At 39.7% G+C, this 17,188-nt stretch carries 17 protein-coding genes; 7 read left to right on the top strand and 10 right to left on the bottom strand.

Going from position 1 to position 17,188, the window contains the following annotated elements:
- Positions 1-42: 42 nt before the first annotated feature.
- The 6 genes from B9T36_RS19095 to B9T36_RS13065 all read right to left on the bottom strand — a co-directional run bounded on the left by B9T36_RS19095 (position 43) and on the right by B9T36_RS13065 (position 5,346).
- A complete protein-coding gene (locus tag B9T36_RS19095) occupies positions 43-192 on the bottom strand; it encodes a hypothetical protein (protein ID WP_171264474.1) in 150 nt (49 codons plus the stop codon).
- 11 nt (positions 193-203) lie between these two features.
- Positions 204-482 carry a hypothetical protein gene (locus tag B9T36_RS13085; protein WP_086209905.1) on the bottom strand — a complete coding sequence of 93 codons (279 nt, stop codon included), beginning with the start codon at positions 480-482 and terminating at the stop codon, positions 204-206.
- A 68-nt stretch (positions 483-550) separates the two neighbouring features.
- On the bottom strand, positions 551-691 hold the full coding sequence (locus tag B9T36_RS19090) for a hypothetical protein (RefSeq protein ID WP_171264473.1): 141 nt from the start codon (positions 689-691) through the stop codon (positions 551-553).
- A 524-nt stretch (positions 692-1,215) separates the two neighbouring features.
- Entirely contained in the window at positions 1,216-3,690 is a 2,475-nt protein-coding gene (locus tag B9T36_RS13075) for a TonB-dependent siderophore receptor (RefSeq protein WP_086209904.1), read from the bottom strand.
- Between the two features lie 126 nt (positions 3,691-3,816).
- Complete coding sequence (locus B9T36_RS13070; protein WP_086209903.1) at positions 3,817-4,821, bottom strand: FecR family protein; 1,005 nt, start codon at positions 4,819-4,821, stop codon at positions 3,817-3,819.
- Between the two features lie 36 nt (positions 4,822-4,857).
- A complete protein-coding gene (locus tag B9T36_RS13065; RefSeq protein WP_086210018.1) occupies positions 4,858-5,346 on the bottom strand; it encodes a sigma-70 family RNA polymerase sigma factor in 489 nt (162 codons plus the stop codon).
- 301 nt (positions 5,347-5,647) lie between these two features.
- On the opposite strand from B9T36_RS13065, the gene B9T36_RS13060 reads away from it, so the two are divergent.
- The 5 genes from B9T36_RS13060 (at position 5,648) to B9T36_RS13040 (ending at position 9,563) form a co-directional block, all read left to right on the top strand.
- The gene (locus tag B9T36_RS13060; protein ID WP_086210017.1) at positions 5,648-5,863 is read left to right on the top strand and encodes a hypothetical protein; all 216 of its coding nucleotides are present in this window, start codon (positions 5,648-5,650) and stop codon (positions 5,861-5,863) included.
- Positions 5,864-5,928: 65 nt separating this feature from the next.
- Entirely contained in the window at positions 5,929-6,975 is a 1,047-nt protein-coding gene (locus tag B9T36_RS13055; RefSeq protein ID WP_086209902.1) for a DUF932 domain-containing protein, read from the top strand.
- A 143-nt stretch (positions 6,976-7,118) separates the two neighbouring features.
- Positions 7,119-8,162 (top strand): YqaJ viral recombinase family protein, encoded by a 1,044-nt coding sequence (locus B9T36_RS13050; protein WP_086209901.1) that lies wholly within the window; start codon positions 7,119-7,121, stop codon positions 8,160-8,162.
- Between the two features lie 183 nt (positions 8,163-8,345).
- On the top strand, positions 8,346-9,242 hold the full coding sequence (locus B9T36_RS13045) for a hydrolase or metal-binding protein (protein ID WP_086209900.1): 897 nt from the start codon (positions 8,346-8,348) through the stop codon (positions 9,240-9,242).
- Between the two features lie 90 nt (positions 9,243-9,332).
- Positions 9,333-9,563 carry a helix-turn-helix transcriptional regulator gene (locus B9T36_RS13040; protein WP_086209899.1) on the top strand — a complete coding sequence of 77 codons (231 nt, stop codon included), beginning with the start codon at positions 9,333-9,335 and terminating at the stop codon, positions 9,561-9,563.
- 99 nt (positions 9,564-9,662) lie between these two features.
- Here B9T36_RS13040 and B9T36_RS13035 read toward each other — a convergent pair whose 3' ends face one another.
- The 4 genes from B9T36_RS13035 to chvE form a co-directional block, all read right to left on the bottom strand.
- On the bottom strand, positions 9,663-10,160 hold the full coding sequence (locus B9T36_RS13035) for a heme-degrading domain-containing protein (protein WP_086209898.1): 498 nt from the start codon (positions 10,158-10,160) through the stop codon (positions 9,663-9,665).
- An 85-nt stretch (positions 10,161-10,245) separates the two neighbouring features.
- Positions 10,246-11,460: a multiple monosaccharide ABC transporter permease gene (gene mmsB, locus B9T36_RS13030; protein ID WP_086209897.1), complete on the bottom strand. Its 1,215-nt coding sequence runs from the start codon at positions 11,458-11,460 to the stop codon at positions 10,246-10,248.
- Positions 11,447-12,991: a multiple monosaccharide ABC transporter ATP-binding protein gene (gene mmsA / locus B9T36_RS13025; protein WP_086209896.1), complete on the bottom strand. Its 1,545-nt coding sequence runs from the start codon at positions 12,989-12,991 to the stop codon at positions 11,447-11,449. The genes mmsB and mmsA overlap by 14 nt, the downstream gene beginning before the upstream one ends.
- 103 nt (positions 12,992-13,094) lie before the next feature.
- Positions 13,095-14,159 (bottom strand): multiple monosaccharide ABC transporter substrate-binding protein, encoded by a 1,065-nt coding sequence (gene chvE, locus B9T36_RS13020; protein ID WP_086209895.1) that lies wholly within the window; start codon positions 14,157-14,159, stop codon positions 13,095-13,097.
- Between the two features lie 592 nt (positions 14,160-14,751).
- Here chvE and iolG point away from each other — a divergent pair.
- Both iolG and B9T36_RS13010 read left to right on the top strand, forming a co-directional pair.
- The gene (gene iolG, locus B9T36_RS13015; RefSeq protein ID WP_086209894.1) at positions 14,752-15,777 is read left to right on the top strand and encodes an inositol 2-dehydrogenase; all 1,026 of its coding nucleotides are present in this window, start codon (positions 14,752-14,754) and stop codon (positions 15,775-15,777) included.
- A 109-nt stretch (positions 15,778-15,886) separates the two neighbouring features.
- Positions 15,887-17,158 carry a sugar MFS transporter gene (locus B9T36_RS13010; protein WP_086209893.1) on the top strand — a complete coding sequence of 424 codons (1,272 nt, stop codon included), beginning with the start codon at positions 15,887-15,889 and terminating at the stop codon, positions 17,156-17,158.
- The last annotated feature ends 30 nt before the right edge of the window (positions 17,159-17,188 follow it).

Genomic DNA, 17,188 nt, shown 5'->3' with positions numbered 1-17,188 from the left:
AGATTGTTTTAAAAATAGTGGGTGGTGGATGACAAGCTAAACTCAGTTGAACATCGAGATCGGCCAAACCACAGCTTTACCTAAGTTGTAGGCATAGCTTTGATGTGCGGTGTCACTGCATCCCTTTAAGTAGAAAGAAAACAGCAGGGCAATCGCGATATAGCCCCCAATCACATAATGTTTAATTTGCACAATTTTCTCCTTTAGCGAGATTGGCAGTACTGCGCAGCAAGCGCCATGTTCTCAACGAAGTCCTGTGGCAGGTCAAAGTTGCTGAGGTTTTGATCCCCCAGCTTTTCCATGACCGCAGGCGAGTATTGAGCTTCGAGTTGGTCATAGACACAGGAACAGGTTGAGCGATCTGTGCCACCAGATTGGCAGCCTGCATTGAACTCACGTTTGGATTTGCTTTCACAGCCTGCCAAGGAAACGGCAAGCAGCATGACACTGCCCAGAATAGGCATTGCAGATAAAATAGACATGATGATTCTCGTCTGAGTAGAGGAAGATCAGTGCCTGATTCGCAATAAAAATTGGAGTGATGTGATTTTTAGCGACGCGGTGGATTGTCCCAACCTGCGAATGAAACCAGTAGCCAAAAGATCATCATGATCAAGACAAAGCCAATCACAGCAGGGCTTAGCCAGATCACTACCCCAAGAATAAGAATCAGACGTGCAAGAATCTTCATTGCTCAAGCAAAGAAGGATGATCCTTTAGCTTAGAGAGAGGCGATGTAATGGGGGTATGGCTTTTGATAAGAAAATTGGAAACAGTCATGATTGACTCCTTAGGTATTTAAGAAGTTCTACCGCATCACTGCTAAATAATGGTGGCAGAACGAAAAGGGGTTAGCAGACTGAACCTAAGAATCAGCACACCCGAAGGTGTCCCCCTCCCGTTCTACCGCAGAGGGGAGCACGAGGGCACACACCAAAAGAAGGGATCTTTTAGTGTACTTAGGAAACGGTCTGCTAAAACCGACTGGCAATGTAGGCCAGCACATGAATCATAAAAGTAAGGGTAAGCTTAGTCAATTAAATGATTTAGCTGTGAGTATATTTAATTGATAAAAAATAATGTTTTGCTATTTTATTAGCGCTTGATCAACAATATCCTGACTAGTTCAGAAATCAGTAAGTACAGTTATTTCAGACTCTGTTATACCGTTTGGAGGAATCCAGTATGCTATTTGCACACTGGATATATTAACAATCAAAAAAAGTGTTTCAATGTCAGTTTGAAATTGCGCGGGGCACCCATGAAGAAACCATATCCTGCAGTCGTATTGAGTGCCGAATAATATTCTTTGTCGAAAATATTATTCACATTGAGTTGCAGAGATGTCTGCTTGCTGAGGTTATACTTTGCCATCATATCAAATACCGCATATGCTGGTTGCTCAATATCCAGTACCGATGTCTTATAGTAGAGTTTGCTTTGCGCTCTCAACCCTCCACCAATAGTAAATTGCTCTGTGGGTAAGGTGTATGATGTAAATAGTTTAAAAACCTGTTCAGGATATTGATAGGTAGCAAACTTTTCTCCAGCCGAAACACCCTCAGCATATTTGGAAACAGCATACGTGTAGCCGCCCGTCATACGCCACTCGTCTGTGATTAAGCCGCTCAGTTCCAGTTCGGCGCCACGTGTACGCACTCCGTCTACACCTTCGTAACATGCCCGGACTGTCGGGTTGCAATAACTAATATCGGAAAGTTGTGAGGCGACATTGTCTCTCATGACCTGAAAAGCAGCAAATGTTCCATTGAGCCGCTGATCGAAAAACTCACCCTTCAAGCCCATTTCAATATTCGTTCCAGTGATGGGGTCGAGTAGACTTCCATCCCGCCCGAAATTATATTGAGGCTGGAAAATACTGGTATAGCTAGCATAGGCGGAAAGTACATGATTGATGTCATAAACGAGACCTGCATAAGGCGTAAATATACCAGTTTCCCGAATCTGATTTTCAGTGACTTTCCCTGTGGAAAGTATTGTGGTTGCAGAGTCGTAGTCATACCAGGACAATCTCGCGCCCGTAATTAGCTTAAGAGAGTCTGTAAGTGAAAACCTTCCAGCAGCATAAGCACCAATTTGCTCAGTCTTATATTGTAGCTGGCTGAAGGGGGTAAAATTCGAATAATTGAGGCCAGAAGACGAGTTCCAGTTTAACGGGTCGCTGATGAGTGTTGTCGTGCCTAGTGAATTCAAAATCGTTAAATTAGTGCGGTTAGCATTTACTCCAAATACCAGATCATGATTACGGCCAAATGCTTCGATCGAACCGTTCAGATTGGCATCGAATGCATATACGTCATTGTCATAGTTGAACAGACGGTCATAGAGATACAAATCGGAAGAAGAATAGCTTGAGAAGGAAGCCCCCATTTCTGACTCTGACCAAGAGGAGCGGCCAGCAAAGTTCAACTTCCAGTTTTCGTCGAAACGATGTTCCAATTCGACAAAAGCGGTGTGTTGCTCGCGGTCAACATACTGCCAAGCATTCCCGATGAAATCCGATGCTGAAAAATTGTAAAACGAGCCATCGGTTTTAACTGGAAGTCCACCCCAATCGTAACCGTCAATTTTCTGCTTCTGGTAACTATATCCTACGTTGACGGTCGTATCGTCTGTGATATCCGCTTCGATCGTACCGTAAAAGAGCCCATCTTTGTTAAACGAATCATCCTTGTAAGTTTGACCTGAGTTATATGAGCTTACAATGCGACCTCGTATAGTTTCTTCGGTGTTGAGTGGCGCAGAATGATCAATGACAGCCTTTGCACTTCCCCAAGAGGATGCTCTTGCAGTAATTGTGGTCTTCTTCTCATCGAGAGGTTTCTTACGTATCAAGTTAATGGCGCCTGAGGGGTTACCTGCACCTGTGACAAGACCAGATGCTCCACGCAGTACCTCAACTCGGTCGTACATGTCCATATCGTCGGCGCCATCGCTATCGCGGGCATAATACTGTACTGGGTTGGCTATACCATCATATTGCATATTGTCGATGATTAGGCCGCGTGACCAATATTGATAACGTGTATCGCCAAAGTTCTGATTAGCAATCAGACCTGGTGTGTCCGTAACTGCCTGATCCAGCGTTTCATAAGATTTGTCCTCGATTTTCTGGCGAGTCACGATCGTAATGGTCTGCGGCGTCTCTCGTATTGATAACTTGAGTTTGGTTGCAGTGCTCATGTTTCCTGTTGTGTAGGAACCAGTGCCTTCTGTTGTACTTGCCTTTACGGCTATGACTGGTAATTGCGTTATATTGCTATTTGCTGATTTTTCGGTAGTTACATTAGTGCTCTTAAATTGCCCGACATCCTGGGTTTGGGGGGCGGTATTGAGCATAATCGTATAGCCATTCGTTGTTTTTTGTAGTTGTAAGCTATGTTGTGAAAGTAGGGTAGTAAAGCCACTATCTAAACTATACGATCCTTTTAAACCTGTACTTTGTTTACCTTCAACCAATTTGGCATCATAAGTGAGTAAAATACCTGCTTGCTCCGCAAATTGATTTACAACTTGAGCGAGTGGCCCTGACGCAATTTGAACATTTTGTATACTTGCAGTACCAGCAACAGCTACCGTACTAATATTTGCACTGAGTACTGTAGCTGCTAATAGGCTATGCCTGATAGCCATGCTGAGTAAGCTTGCTTTAAATCCTGTGTGTTTCATTATGTATCCCCATAGGTAAAAAAATTGATTTCTTATTACCTATGCCCCTTGAGAATAAAAAACGCCTCACGAAAAATTAAAATAATATTATTTATTTTTTAAGATATTGATTTGAATTAAGATTAATTATTCTTTATTTTTGCTTAAAGAGATTTTTTTCCAGTAATAAAATTCCGATTCAACTTTAATCGGCAATTGTTGCTCCAGAGAATTTAAGACTTTTTCACTGTCCTGTATTGGGAAAACCCCCGAAACTTCTAATCCAGCAATGCTACTGCCGTAGCGTAGTTTGCCATGATGATAACGCTCAAATTCGTTAAGAAACTCTGTGAGTGGCATTTTATAGACATTGAGTGTGCCATTGGTCCATGAACGATATTTTGAGTGAAGAAGCTCGATATTTTGAATGCTCTGTCGGTCGAATGAGACTTGTTGATTAGCCAGAATATTTGCCTTTTCTTTTGATGTATGAGTGGTGATCTGTACTTCACCTTCTGTTACGGCAAGTACAGTTGAGTGATGATTCTGCCGAATATTAAAACGTGTACCCACATCTTGCGTGATACCGTCACGACTCTGAACTAAGAATGGTCGATGATGTATATCATGTCTTACATCAATCTGAATTTCACCTTTGATTAATTCAATCTGACGTTTTGAATCATTATAATTAACATTAATTGCTGTATCGGTATTTAAAGTAATCTGTGAACCATCGGGTAAATTTATCTGCTTTTGTTCACCTACTTTGGTTTTATAGTCAGCTTGCCATTGTTGCCAAAGTTGTTGCTGCTCAGCCTGATATAAGCCAAATATACTTGTACCAAATACTAATAACCAAATAATAGATTTTAGGCTGTAGAGCTGTAATTTTTTTTCTTTTTGTTCGACGGCTACTATTGCTTGATGTAAAAGAGGATGCTTAATATTGGCAATAGATAACCCAAATTGTTCAAGGCATCTCCATGCGTCTTGGTGACGTGGATCTTGTTTGAACCATGTTTGAAATTCAGAAAACTCCTGTTCACTTACATCATCTGCTTGTAAACGCACATACCACTCCGTTGCCTGTTGGCTCACCTCTATAGGAATGTGAGAAGGATTTTCTGGAAAAATTGATTTATTTGGCATAAATCAGACAATATCAAAAGAAAATAAGATCATATTCTAGATTAAATCTGTAAAACAACATTGGTGTAAAGCCTTGATGATATTGCGCTGCACGGTAGCAATTGAGATATTAAGTTGTGTTGCTACTTGCGCCTGCGTCAAGCCTTCTAACTGGGTCAATAAAAATGCCTGTTTTACCGTTGGCTCCAAACCATTTAAACGACGATCCAGTTCAACAATAGCACCCAATAAAATGAGTTGAGTTTCTGGTGATGGCGCATATTCCTCTGGAAGGCTTGCAATAAATTCAAGGTAACTTTCTTCAATCTTTTGATGACGATAAAAATTACTGACCATCCCTTTTGCAATAGTGAGTAATAAAGCGCGAGGCTCTTGAGGGGTGATGGTTTTTTTCTTTGTTAATAAACGGACAAAAGTATCTTGGGCTATATCTTCGGCATATTGTTGATTTGGCATTTTTTTGGATAACCAACGATATAGCCATTGATGATGATCTTTATAAAGATGCTCAACAAGATTTGCCATAATTGAAATACTATAAATAATAATCATTATCAATAATAACTATATTCATATTTTTTTGCAATTATACGACGCTAAGATTTCCGGGGGAGGTTGACTAGATTAATTTCATTGCATTTCTTTTTATGATCAAAACTCTAAAAATTAATCAGCGATCAGATTGCAAATAATTTCAGATACATAACACCTGAATGAAGCAGAAGCAGAGTATCCGTTTAAGCAAGCGGATGCTCTGTTCATGCACCTATATCTTTTCAGGAGTTTAGTTATGCCGTTTCGAGATTTTGACCAAGACGAAGATTTAATGTTCAGCCGTCCTGAAACAGTTAAGCCGTTGATGCAGGGCTTAGGTTTAAGCAATTCACCGACCACTTTAGCGGTATTGGGCATGTCACTGGCTAAGTCATTGGGCTATTCACCGTTTATTGGTGGGGTCGCAGGGGCCATGTTGGGTGGTGTGATTCTGGTGATTGCTGATCAAACCCGTGCGCCAGTCCGACCACCTTTTAGTAAGTCTTAAACGTAGTCTTTACATCACTTTGTATATCAAAAACATATTCATGATTTTAAATGAGGACATCTTTTATGGCACATCAACTCGAACAAATGGCTTATGTCGGCCAAACACCTTGGCATGGTCTAGGCAACCCACTGACTCAAAACCAACCGATTGAGGTCTGGGCACAGCAGGCAGGCATGGATTGGCGCATTGAATCATCCAACGTCAGTTACATGGCCCAAAACCAACGTGGGCAAAACATCATCATGCCCTATGAGGAACAGCGCGTATTGTATCGTTCCGATACGCATGCACCTTTATCTGTGGTCAGTCAGCGTTATCAGGAAGTACAACCGAAACAAATCTTGGAATTTTATCGAGACTTGACTGAACAATCAGGCTTTAAACTGGAAACCGCAGGGGTACTGAAAGGCGGTAAGAAGTTCTGGGCATTGGCACGAACAGGACAGACTTCTGCTTTAAAGGGTAGAGATGTCAGTAATGGCTACATCCTCTTGGCTACAGCGTGTGACGGCACACTGGCAACCACCGCGCAATTCACCAGTATTCGTGTGGTCTGTAACAACACCTTAGCGATTGCTTTGAAAGGTCAGAACTCAAGTGCAGGTGTAGTCAAAGTCCCGCACAGCACCAAGTTTGATGCACAGAAGATTAAACAGCAACTGGGTATATCCGTCCGTACATGGGAGGATCATATGTATGAAATGAAACAACTCAGTCAGCGTAAAGTTACGCAGACTGAAGCAGCAGCGTATTTCGATGCGGTGTTTAACAACACTAGCCTAAGCAATTCGGACCAAGACGAAGGCATTATTCAGTTCTACCGTAATGTCGCCAGCCAAGCCAACCACACAGCCAAATCTGACAACAAGACTGAACCAAATGGCCGAGCGATGTCTAAAGTCATGACCATGTTTAACGGGCATGGTCGTGGCGCAGAACTGAGTTCAGCCAAAGATACCGCATATGGTCTGTTATGTAGTATCACCGAGTTCGCTGATCATGAACGTCGAGCCATGAGTCAGGATCACCGTCTCGATTCTGCTTGGTTCGGGGCAGGCGCAGGTCTTAAGCAACGTGGACTCGAACAAGCACTCCGTTTAGTTGTTTAAGCTTCAATTCAGATTCAGGATTTAAGATCAGGACATGAGATCAATATGATCCTGTAACTCTTCTTAAACCCAGACACCTCTTTGCCACATCTCCAGATGTGGCTTTTTTTATGCCCAAAATTTAACAATTACAGGAAAACATTATGAACTCAGCCGTAATTCATCCAAATAATACCAAACCCAATATCCATGCCGACCGTCCAAAGCTGTTTACCGCAAAACGTTTCGTAGAGACTAAAAATATGACTCAAGCCGAATGGCTGGAAGTCAGACGCAAGGGCATTGGTAGCAGTGACTGTGCTGCTGCTTGTGGACTCAATCCGTATATGTCGATGCTGGAACTATGGATGATTAAGACAGGTCGGATTCAACAAAACATTGAAGATGACAGCGAAGGCCATGCACCTTTGTATTGGGGCAAGCAGTTAGAGCCGCTCGTTGCTGAATACTACAGCATGCACACCCAGCATAAAGTTCGTCGGGTCAATGCAGTCTTGCAACATCCTGATCCCGATAAGCATTTCATGTTGGCTAACTTGGACTATTCCGTGGTGGGTAATGCCGAGGTCCAAATTCTGGAATGCAAAACCGCAGGGGAATATGGGGCTAAGCTGTGGCGAGATGGCGTACCGCTCTATGTCCTTTGCCAAGTACAACATCAGTTAGCAGTCACAGGCAAACAAGCAGCGCACATTTGTGTACTGATCTGTGGACATGAAACGCGCATTTTTAAAGTGATGCGTTCAGAATCGGTGATTCAGCATATCGTCAATACAGAACGTTACTTCTGGGAATGTGTTGAGAAAGATACCCCACCTGAAGCAGATGCCAGTGAATCGGCAGCCAAAGCTCTACAACTGCTTTATCCCGAACATGTGCCACTCAGTACGACAGACTTATCTGAAGATGAGCAAGCCAATCAACAGTTTGAACAACTGATTCGAGTACGTAATCAAGTTGAGAAGTACCAACAGCAATTTGACTTACTCAAGCACCAATTGCAAGGCCAGATGCAAGAGGCTGAGCGAGCCACCTTTAAGGCTGGCTCAGTGACATGGAAGAAGTCAAAAGATTCGATCAGCTTGGATAGCAAGGCTTTACTTAAGTCACACCCTGAATATCTCAGTCAGTACCCACAAAGCAAGCAGGGCACACGGCGCTTCAACATCTATTGTCATGATGACTAAAGGCTTTATTTAACTCAGCGCATATCTGCAAAAAATCGCAAAACAGCCCCCGTTCTCTGTCAGCACCGAAGTACGGACAGAGAACAAAATGGACTGAATTGCGCTGATGTTTATGCATCTGAAAATAAATGATTTCTACATATTAACCAGACAATAGTCAGAAATAACTTTGAGGACATCAATATGATTAAAGGTTTAGCGATTACACCACCGATCTTAGGTCGGATTAGCATCGGTAAGATGGTGGAGAAGAATGGTAAACGTGTCCCTGAAAAGGATGATCAGTTCACCATTACCAGCCAAATCCAAAATAAAGAGGGTTGGGTCAAACACCCCTTAGATGAGCAACTACGAGCTAAAGCTCAAAATCAAAAACTCAGAAGCATTCCAGTCCGCATGATCTTTAATGATCCTGAGCTGAACTTACGTGCAGAGTACAGCTTATTTGACCGACAGACAGGGCGTCCCGTGTGTATCGGCAATGGTGAAACTTGCCAGCGCTTAACCAATCAAGGTGTAGAACAACATCCATGCCCATCCCCTGATTTATGTCCATTGGCACAAGGAGGTAACTGTAAACCCTATGGTCGTCTCTATGTGAATCTCGATGAATCGGATGAATTTGGGACTTTCGTTTTTAGAACCACTGGCTTTAATAGTATTCGTACCTTAGCTGCTCGGCTCAGTTACTACCATGCTGCATCCAATGGCTTACTTTCATGCCTACCTCTACAACTCACACTGAGAGGCAAGAGCACCACACAAAGCTATCGCACGCCAGTGTATTACGTGGATCTGACTTTGCACGAAGGCATTCATTTACAAGAAGCGATTCAAACCGCCAAAGAAATTGATCAGAAGAGTAAGCTGTCAGGTTTTAATCAGGCTGCTTTAGATCAAATGGCTCGGCAAGGTTATGGCAATGCGCAATTTGAAGTAGATGGGGAGGAAGGCGAGGTGATTGTTGATGAATTTTATGTTGAAAATTCACCACAGCAAGAGCAGAAACAAGTTCATGACTTCAAGCAAGTGCAGGATGTTCAGAAAGGTTTGCAGCAGTCTGTCAGCGTAGTGAATTGAGGCCTAAGTAAAACGCGAAAGTTAATTTTTACGAATCGCTCAATCATTTGAGCGAATTGTCGCTCGCATTAAAAATCAGGAGTAAACATCATGAATGTGATCACAGGCCAAACTTTTTTAATGAATCAAATTATAAACTTGAAAGATGTTATACAGGTTACAGGTTTAAGCTGTGCAACAATCTATAACATTATGAATGAACGACATAAGCAATATGATCCAACTTTTCCGAAACAAGTTCATTTGACTGTAGGTAGGGTTGGATGGTCAGTTTGGGAAATTCATCAATGGATTGAATCTAAACTTTGTCGTCGTACATAGTAGTGGGAGCTTAGCTCCCTATAATCATTTTCCATTATAATTTTTTCATTTCATATGATTCTTAATGATTATTTTTTATCATTTTTGATTGGTAATAATTTAAGTATTATCTAGAAGTTGTAATTTGCTTTTATCTTTAACAAGATAATCAGCCAAGACATCAACTATTAGTTGATGATCTTCTCGCTCTGGAAGTCCTGAAACGGCAATGCTTCCAATAACTCCAATATTCTTTACAATGATCGGAAAGCCACCACCAGCACTAGTATAATCGTGAGTAGATAAATGAAAACGTTGGGTAATATCTAATTTTTCAGCAGCTAATTCATGCCCTAGTCGATAAGAGCTACGCAGGAACCGTTGGACAGAATTCCTCTTACGTCGAATCCAATCATGATGATCGAAGGTCACACCAGACCTGGCAGCCAAAAAAAGAGTTTGATCAAATTTTTTTATTTCAATCACGATAGGAAGAGAATCTAATTTGCCACGCTCATAAATGATTGTACCTAATTGCCAAGCTATATCCTCATTAAAAACATCGAATTGTAGTATTTCCTCTTGGCGTACCAATACCGAAAGATTATTTGTTGTCATCGTAAAACCTATTTGAAATAGTGTATTAGCATTATTTAAATTAAGCCTTTGATATGATTTTTACATCACACCAAAGGCGATAGGTTTATGCTTTATTTTTGGTATAAACGTCGATAAGAACAGCACCAAGTAATACTAATCCTTTGATCACTTGTTGGTAGTCAACTCCAATCCCCATAATTGACATACCATTGTTCATTACACCCATAATAAATGCGCCAATCACAACGGCAAACACTTTGCCTACGCCGCCAGAAGCAGATGCCCCACCAATGAAGCAAGCAGCAATTACATCTAATTCAAATCCATAACCACCATTTGGTGTAGCGCTATTTAAGCGTGCTGCAAAAATAAGTCCTGCGAATGCCGCAAGGATTCCCATATTTACAAATGCAAAGAAAATAACGCGTTCAGTTTTGATACCAGAAAGTTTAGCTGCTTTTGCATTTCCACCAACTGCATAGATGCGACGACCGATAGTCGTCTTGTTCATGATGAAGGTATAAAATACAACTAATATACCCATAATAATCAAAACAATTGGCATGCCTTGATAGAGTGCTAATAAGTAAGAGAATGCGATAATCACTGCACTCAATCCTAAATTTTTTAAAATAAATAGCGCTTTCGAGTTATTTTCAATTCCATGCAGTGCAGCTTGTTTGCGGTGACGTAGTTCGAAAATAAAAAATGCAACACTAACCACTATCCCAACAAGTAGGGAGGTAGTATGGATACCTTCAATTCCAAAAAAGTCTGGAATGAAGCCAGAACTAAAAGCATTAAATCCATCTTCAAATGGACCTACAGATTGACCATCAAGAGAAATTAATGTCAATCCACGAAAAACCAACATTCCCGCCAAAGTAACAATAAAAGATGGTACTTTCCAATACGCAACCCAATAGCCTTGAATTGCGCCTATTACTGCTCCAGCTAAAATACAAATAAACATTGCTGGAATAAATGGCATTTCGTGCGTGACCATTAAAGTGGCTGCTAAAGCCCCAGTTAAACCGACTACAGATCCGACCGAGAGATCAATTTGCCCACTTACAATTACCATGAGCATGCCAAGAGCCATGATGACGATGTAGCTGTTCTGCAAAAGCAAATTCGTTAGATTTAAAGGCTGGAGTAAAACATTATTCGTAGCAAATTGAAAAAACATCACAATAATAATCAATGCACATAACAAGCCGTATTCTTTTAAGCCATGAGCTATGAAGTTGTTATATGAACCTTTATTTGTCTTATTATTACTTTTGTTGGAAATTTCTGCACTATTAGTATTGTTCATTTTCGTTCTCTCCATTCTTCATAATAGATCGCATAATGGCTTCTTGATTCGCATCTTTTGCCAGAAACTCACCAACAATCTTTCCTTCGTTCATGACATAAATCCGATCACACATGCCTAATAACTCTGGCATTTCGGAAGAGATCATGATTATGCATTTACCTTCTTGGACGACTTGATCAATAATCGTGTAAATTTCATACTTGGCACCAACATCAACACCTCGTGTAGGTTCATCAAGAATGAGTACATCTGGTGCGGTGAATAACCATTTACTAATCACGACCTTTTGCTGATTTCCACCTGACAAGTTGCCCGTATGCTGTTCTACATCAGCACTTCTAATTCGCAACCTGCTTCTAAAATCATTTGCAGTGTTTGTCTCTCGATAATCATTGACGACCAATTTGTTTGAGATGCCTGAAAGGTTCGCTAAAGAGGTATTCTTTTTAATACTCTCTTCGAGTAAGAGGCCATATCCTTTTCTATCTTCAGTTACATAAGCTAATCCGTTATCAATGGCTTTTCTGACAGTAGATACATCAATTGATTTGCCGTGGATTGAGACATTGCCACGAATATTCTTACCATAAGATTTGCCGAAGATACTCATTGCAAGTTCTGTACGTCCAGAGCCCATAAGGCCTGCAATTCCTACTATTTCACCTTTACGCGCATTTATACTTATACCTTTGATGACTTCACGAGACGCATGATTTGGATGATCAACACGCCAGTCTTTGACTTCAAATAAAATTTCACCAATATTCGGTGTTCTTTGAGGATAACGGTCTTCCATATCTCGACCGACCATTGCTTTAATAATGCGATCTTCGCTAACTTCTTCTTCACGACAATTTAGATAATCTACTGAAGAGCCATCACGTATGATCGTAATGCTATCTGCTACTCTAGAAATTTCATTTAGTTTATGTGAGATAATGATTGATGTAACGCCTTGAGTCTTGAGCTCCAATAGAAGGGTCAATAATCTATCACTATCATTGTCATTTAAACTTGCTGTCGGTTCATCCAGAATAAGTAGTTTGACTTCTTTTGATAATGCTTTTGCAATCTCAACTAACTGCTGTTTGCCAATTCCAAGATCGTTAATTAAAGTATCAGGGGAGTCGGATAACCCTACCTTAGCCAATACTTTCTTAGTTTTCTGATAAGAGCTATTCCAGTTAATAATGCCTAATTGAGATTGCTCATTACCTAAAAAAATATTTTCAGTAATGGACAGCATTGGGACAAGAGCAAGCTCCTGATGAATAATGATAATTCCCTTTTTTTCACTGTCATGAATATCAGAAAATTTTTGTTCTTCACCTTGATAGAAGATACTTCCATCATAAGAACCATGAGGGTAAACACCACTCAATACTTTCATTAATGTAGATTTACCAGCACCATTTTCACCACAAATTGCATGAATTTCTCCTTTTTTGACAACCATATCAACATGACTAAGTGCTTGAACATGTCCAAAACACTTCTTGATGCCACGCATTTCTAGTATTGTTTCCATACAGCAATCCTCTGTTGGTCAGTGATTACCGACCAACATAAATCTGTTTTTAATCGCCTAAACTTTTACTGATTAAGATTTAAGTTAATGAATTTTTGATAACTTATTTCAGTTGATTAGCTGTGTAATAACCTGATTTTACGAGAACTGCATTCCAGTTATTTTTATCAACTAATTGAGGCTTAACTAGGTAGGTTGGGACAACTTTAGCGCCATTGTTATAGGATTTAGTGTTGTTTACAGGAACGGTTTGACCTTTAATGATTGCATCAACCATATTCGCGGCAGCACTAGCCAGTAAACGAGTATCTTTAAATACTGTTGATGTTTGATCACCTTTGATAATTGCTTTGATGTTGGCTGGTTGGGCGTCTTGACCTGTAATTATTGGCATTGGTTGATTGTTACGACCATAACCTACCCCTTTAAGAGAAGAGATAATACCAGTCGCGAGATTATCATTTGGTGCTAAAACAGCATTTACACGAGCACCACCGTAAAATGCACTTAATAAGTTATCCATTCGCGCTTGCGCTGTGGCACCTTCCCAACGAAGGGTTGCAACTTTAGCAAGAGTAGTTTGCTTACTACGCACGACAAGTTTGCCTTTGGTGATGTAAGGATTTAAAACAGACATCGCGCCAGCATTAAACATGTGGGCATTGTTGTCATCTAAAGAGCCAGCAAAGAGCTCTATGTTAAATGGGCCTTTGCCTGTATCTAACCCAAGTTTTTTAACAATAGAGGTACCTTGTAATACACCAACTTGATAATTATCAAATGTTGCGTAGTAGTCCACATCTTTGGTTTTCATAATCAATTTATCGTATGAAATGACTTTAATACCTTTTTTCTTGGCTTTGCTTAATACATTTGAAACAGTCGCACCATCAACAGGAGCAACAACAAGAACTTTTGCACCAGCAGTAATCATGTTCTCTATTTGAGAAATTTGCGTAGGTACATCAAGTGTTGAATATTGTAAATCTGTTTTATAACCTTTAGCTTTTAGATTTTTGACAATATTATTCCCGTCCATAATCCAGCGTGCTTCTGTTTTATTTGGCAGCGCGATTCCAATTAATTCACCAGCTGCAAAAGTACAATTAGCAAATGTAGCTAAGGCAAGTGTAGCAACAGAAGTAGTGAGTGTTTTATACATTTTCATGGCATATTTCCTTCGATTTTAAGCATGATTTACATCTGCAGATACTTTTTAAATTCCATTTAAAAACTGCTAGATTGCTTGTGATTCAATAGCCCTTTGAAGGGCATAAGATTAGGTGTTAATTTCATTTTTTATCTAGATGAGCGATCAAACTCACTTTTTACAGCTATTGATCGGTCTAAACTTAGCTGTGTTTAGGAAATCAAAGTGTTCAAAGCATGACTTGACGCATCACCCCATATTTCAATTTTCCTTAATCGATTTCTCCTCATAACATCGACGCTCCTGTCGATTAATCAGAATTTTTCCAATGTTCGAGTATTGGCTATGGTTCTTATCAATTGATTTGGAGTATAGAAGCGTAAAAATGGGAAAAAAATGTCAAATATTGAAAATGTTTTTTTCAAATTTGGTGAGAGTAAAGGGCTTTTAATTCAAGTTTAAAAGTGATAACGGGAGAAATTGCATTAATTTCAAAAATGAAAAAGTGTTTTTAGAAATCGTTATTTTCTTTCAAAATTGGCTTGTATAACCTAAGAATCATCAAGAATAAGTAATTTTTGAAGTATCGTTATTAAAAGGAAGTATTAGTATGTTAAAAGTAGCAATTCTAGGTGCTGGACGCATCGCTCAGATCCATTCTAAGAGTGCATTTTTAAATACACAATGTGAACTTAAGCTTATTGCTGACCCTTGGAAAGAAGGTGTTGATAAATTGGCAAGTGAGCTAAATTGTGAAGCAGGTTATGACTATTATGAAGCAATTACACGTGATGATATCGATGCTGTTGTAATCGCTACTGCAACTGATCTGCATGTCGACTTAATGCTTCATGCTGTTAAGCATAAAAAGCCAGTGTTATGTGAAAAGCCTATCGATTTGGATTTCCAACGTTCAATCGCTGCAGTTGAAGAGATTCAAAGCCATAATGGTAAAGTCATGTTGGCATTTAATCGTCGTTTTGATGAAGATACAATTGCAATCAAAAATGCAATTATGAACAATGAAATTGGAAATGTTCGTCAAGTTATCATTACAAGTCGTGATCCAGGCATGCAGCCTGTAGAATATATGAAAACTTCTGGTGGGATTTTCAAAGACATGACAATTCATGATTTTGATACAGCGCGCCACATTCTTGGTGAAGAACCAGTTGAAATTTTTGCTACAGCAAGTCGTTTAGTGGATGAAGAGTTAGAAACAATTAACGACTATGATACTTGTAGTATTACGCTTAAAACCAAATCTGGTAAACAATGTATCATCAATAATTGTCGAGAAGCTGTGTACGGCTATGACCAACGTATAGAGGTTTTAGGATCACAGGGGCTATTAAAAACTCAGAATCATCGACCATCTACTTTAAAGAAATACACGCAAGATTTCACAGGGTCTCAGCAACCTTTATTAAATTTCTTTTTAGAGCGTTATGTAGATTCTTATCGCAAAGAGTTGGATGTTTTTGTTGCTTGTTTAGTAAATAGTCAAGAATTCCCAACGAGCTTATTTGATGGCTTACAAGCCCTGTATCTAGCTGTTTGTGCCATGGAATCAGTTGAAAGTAATAAAGCTATTACTATAAACCCTGAAGGCCCCTCAAAATCTCTTGCTGCTTAATCCTTAATATATAAATAAGATTAAGACACTCAAAACAATATTAGTGAATGAAGTATGTTTATACATACTTCATTAGAGATGCTATTACCTCTTTACAAGGAAACTCGCAATGGACGCAAGTTTAAGTAAAATCGCGAATGCACCAGTGAGTAAGAACGTTTTATCGTTAAAAGCAACGATGATCATCGTCATTGCTTTCAATTTCATGTGGGCATTTTCACACACGTTGTTAGACATTCTAAACAAGCATTTTCAGGATGTCTTTCAAATTTCACATGGTCAATCAGCGTTTATTCAGACTGCATATCTAGGAGCTTATTTTCTTTCGGCAATCCCTGTCGGCTTGTTAATGAAACGATATGGGTATAAAAACTCAATTATTGTTGGTTTATTGCTTTTCGCAGTAGGTTGTATGGGCTTTGTTCCCGCTGCTCAAATAGGCACTTTTTCTGCATTTTTGACAGCAATCTTTGTATTGGCAACGGGGTTAGCTTGTTTAGAGATTGTCTGTAATTTATATGCTACAAAGTTAGGTGACCCAAAAGGAGCTACACGTCGTTTAACTATGGCCCAAGCCTTTGGTGGCATGGGGGGTATGTGTGGTCCTCTTGTTGGAGGGGCTGTATTCTTTATTCCCGCTGGGACTGTCGCAGGATTCTATATAGAGCCAGCAACACTGACCTATGCGGTACTTTCTCTTTTAGTGCTGTGTGTAGTTGTTTACATCATTTCTATTAAACTTCCTGAAACTAATCATGAAGAAGAAAATAGTATTGAACCTAGCCCAGAAGACACAGTTTATGAAAATATCCCACTATTAAAGAATAAAAATGTACGTAAAGCGATGCTTTCACAATTTTGTTATAACGGTGCGCATTTTGGTATTGGGGCATTTTTCATTAATTACGTTATTGAACATTGGGATGGTATCACTCCAAGTAAAGCAGCATATTTCCTATCAATGGCAATGTTTTGTTATATGAGTGGTCGGTTCCTGGGTATCTTCGTAATGAAATATATTGACCCAAGAAAACTTCAAATTCTAAATAGCTCAGTGTGTGTTATAGCATGTTTATTTGTGATGTTGGGCTATCAATATGTTTCAGTCATCGTTCTTATCTGCATGTTCCTATTCAAATCAACTTTATATCCAACGATCTTTTCAATGGGTGTACGTGGTTTAGGTAAAAAATCACAAATGGCTGCATCTTTGATGGTGACGATGTTTGTTGGTGGTGCCATTTTACCTCTAGTTATGGGCTATCTTTCAGATATAACAAGCATTTCTACAGCATTTATTGTTCCTGCAATTTGTTACGCGCTAATTTGCTGGTGTGCAATTACTCAAGATTTAACCGGATATAAATTTACGAAAGCGTAAATTTCATAAAATAAACAAAGGAAATATGTT

It is taken from the genome of Acinetobacter sp. ANC 4204 (assembly GCF_002135205.1).
Classification (GTDB): domain Bacteria; phylum Pseudomonadota; class Gammaproteobacteria; order Pseudomonadales; family Moraxellaceae; genus Acinetobacter.
This window is presented reverse-complemented; position numbering and strand designations above follow the sequence as displayed.

Coding starts and splice junctions, on each gene's coding strand:
- B9T36_RS13045 (WP_086209900.1), top strand. CDS start 8,346: ATGATTAAAGGTTTAGCGATTACACCACCGATCTTAGGTCGGATTAGC.
- B9T36_RS13010 (WP_086209893.1), top strand. CDS start 15,887: ATGGACGCAAGTTTAAGTAAAATCGCGAATGCACCAGTGAGTAAGAAC.
- B9T36_RS13075 (WP_086209904.1), bottom strand. CDS start 3,690: ATGAAACACACAGGATTTAAAGCAAGCTTACTCAGCATGGCTATCAGG.
- chvE (WP_086209895.1), bottom strand. CDS start 14,159: ATGAAAATGTATAAAACACTCACTACTTCTGTTGCTACACTTGCCTTA.
- B9T36_RS13085 (WP_086209905.1), bottom strand. CDS start 482: ATGTCTATTTTATCTGCAATGCCTATTCTGGGCAGTGTCATGCTGCTT.
- B9T36_RS13055 (WP_086209902.1), top strand. CDS start 5,929: ATGGCACATCAACTCGAACAAATGGCTTATGTCGGCCAAACACCTTGG.
- mmsB (WP_086209897.1), bottom strand. CDS start 11,460: ATGAACAATACTAATAGTGCAGAAATTTCCAACAAAAGTAATAATAAG.
- B9T36_RS13035 (WP_086209898.1), bottom strand. CDS start 10,160: ATGACAACAAATAATCTTTCGGTATTGGTACGCCAAGAGGAAATACTA.
- B9T36_RS13070 (WP_086209903.1), bottom strand. CDS start 4,821: ATGCCAAATAAATCAATTTTTCCAGAAAATCCTTCTCACATTCCTATA.
- B9T36_RS19090 (WP_171264473.1), bottom strand. CDS start 691: ATGAAGATTCTTGCACGTCTGATTCTTATTCTTGGGGTAGTGATCTGG.
- B9T36_RS13065 (WP_086210018.1), bottom strand. CDS start 5,346: ATGGCAAATCTTGTTGAGCATCTTTATAAAGATCATCATCAATGGCTA.
- B9T36_RS13050 (WP_086209901.1), top strand. CDS start 7,119: ATGAACTCAGCCGTAATTCATCCAAATAATACCAAACCCAATATCCAT.
- mmsA (WP_086209896.1), bottom strand. CDS start 12,991: ATGGAAACAATACTAGAAATGCGTGGCATCAAGAAGTGTTTTGGACAT.
- B9T36_RS13060 (WP_086210017.1), top strand. CDS start 5,648: ATGTTCAGCCGTCCTGAAACAGTTAAGCCGTTGATGCAGGGCTTAGGT.
- B9T36_RS13040 (WP_086209899.1), top strand. CDS start 9,333: ATGAATGTGATCACAGGCCAAACTTTTTTAATGAATCAAATTATAAAC.
- iolG (WP_086209894.1), top strand. CDS start 14,752: ATGTTAAAAGTAGCAATTCTAGGTGCTGGACGCATCGCTCAGATCCAT.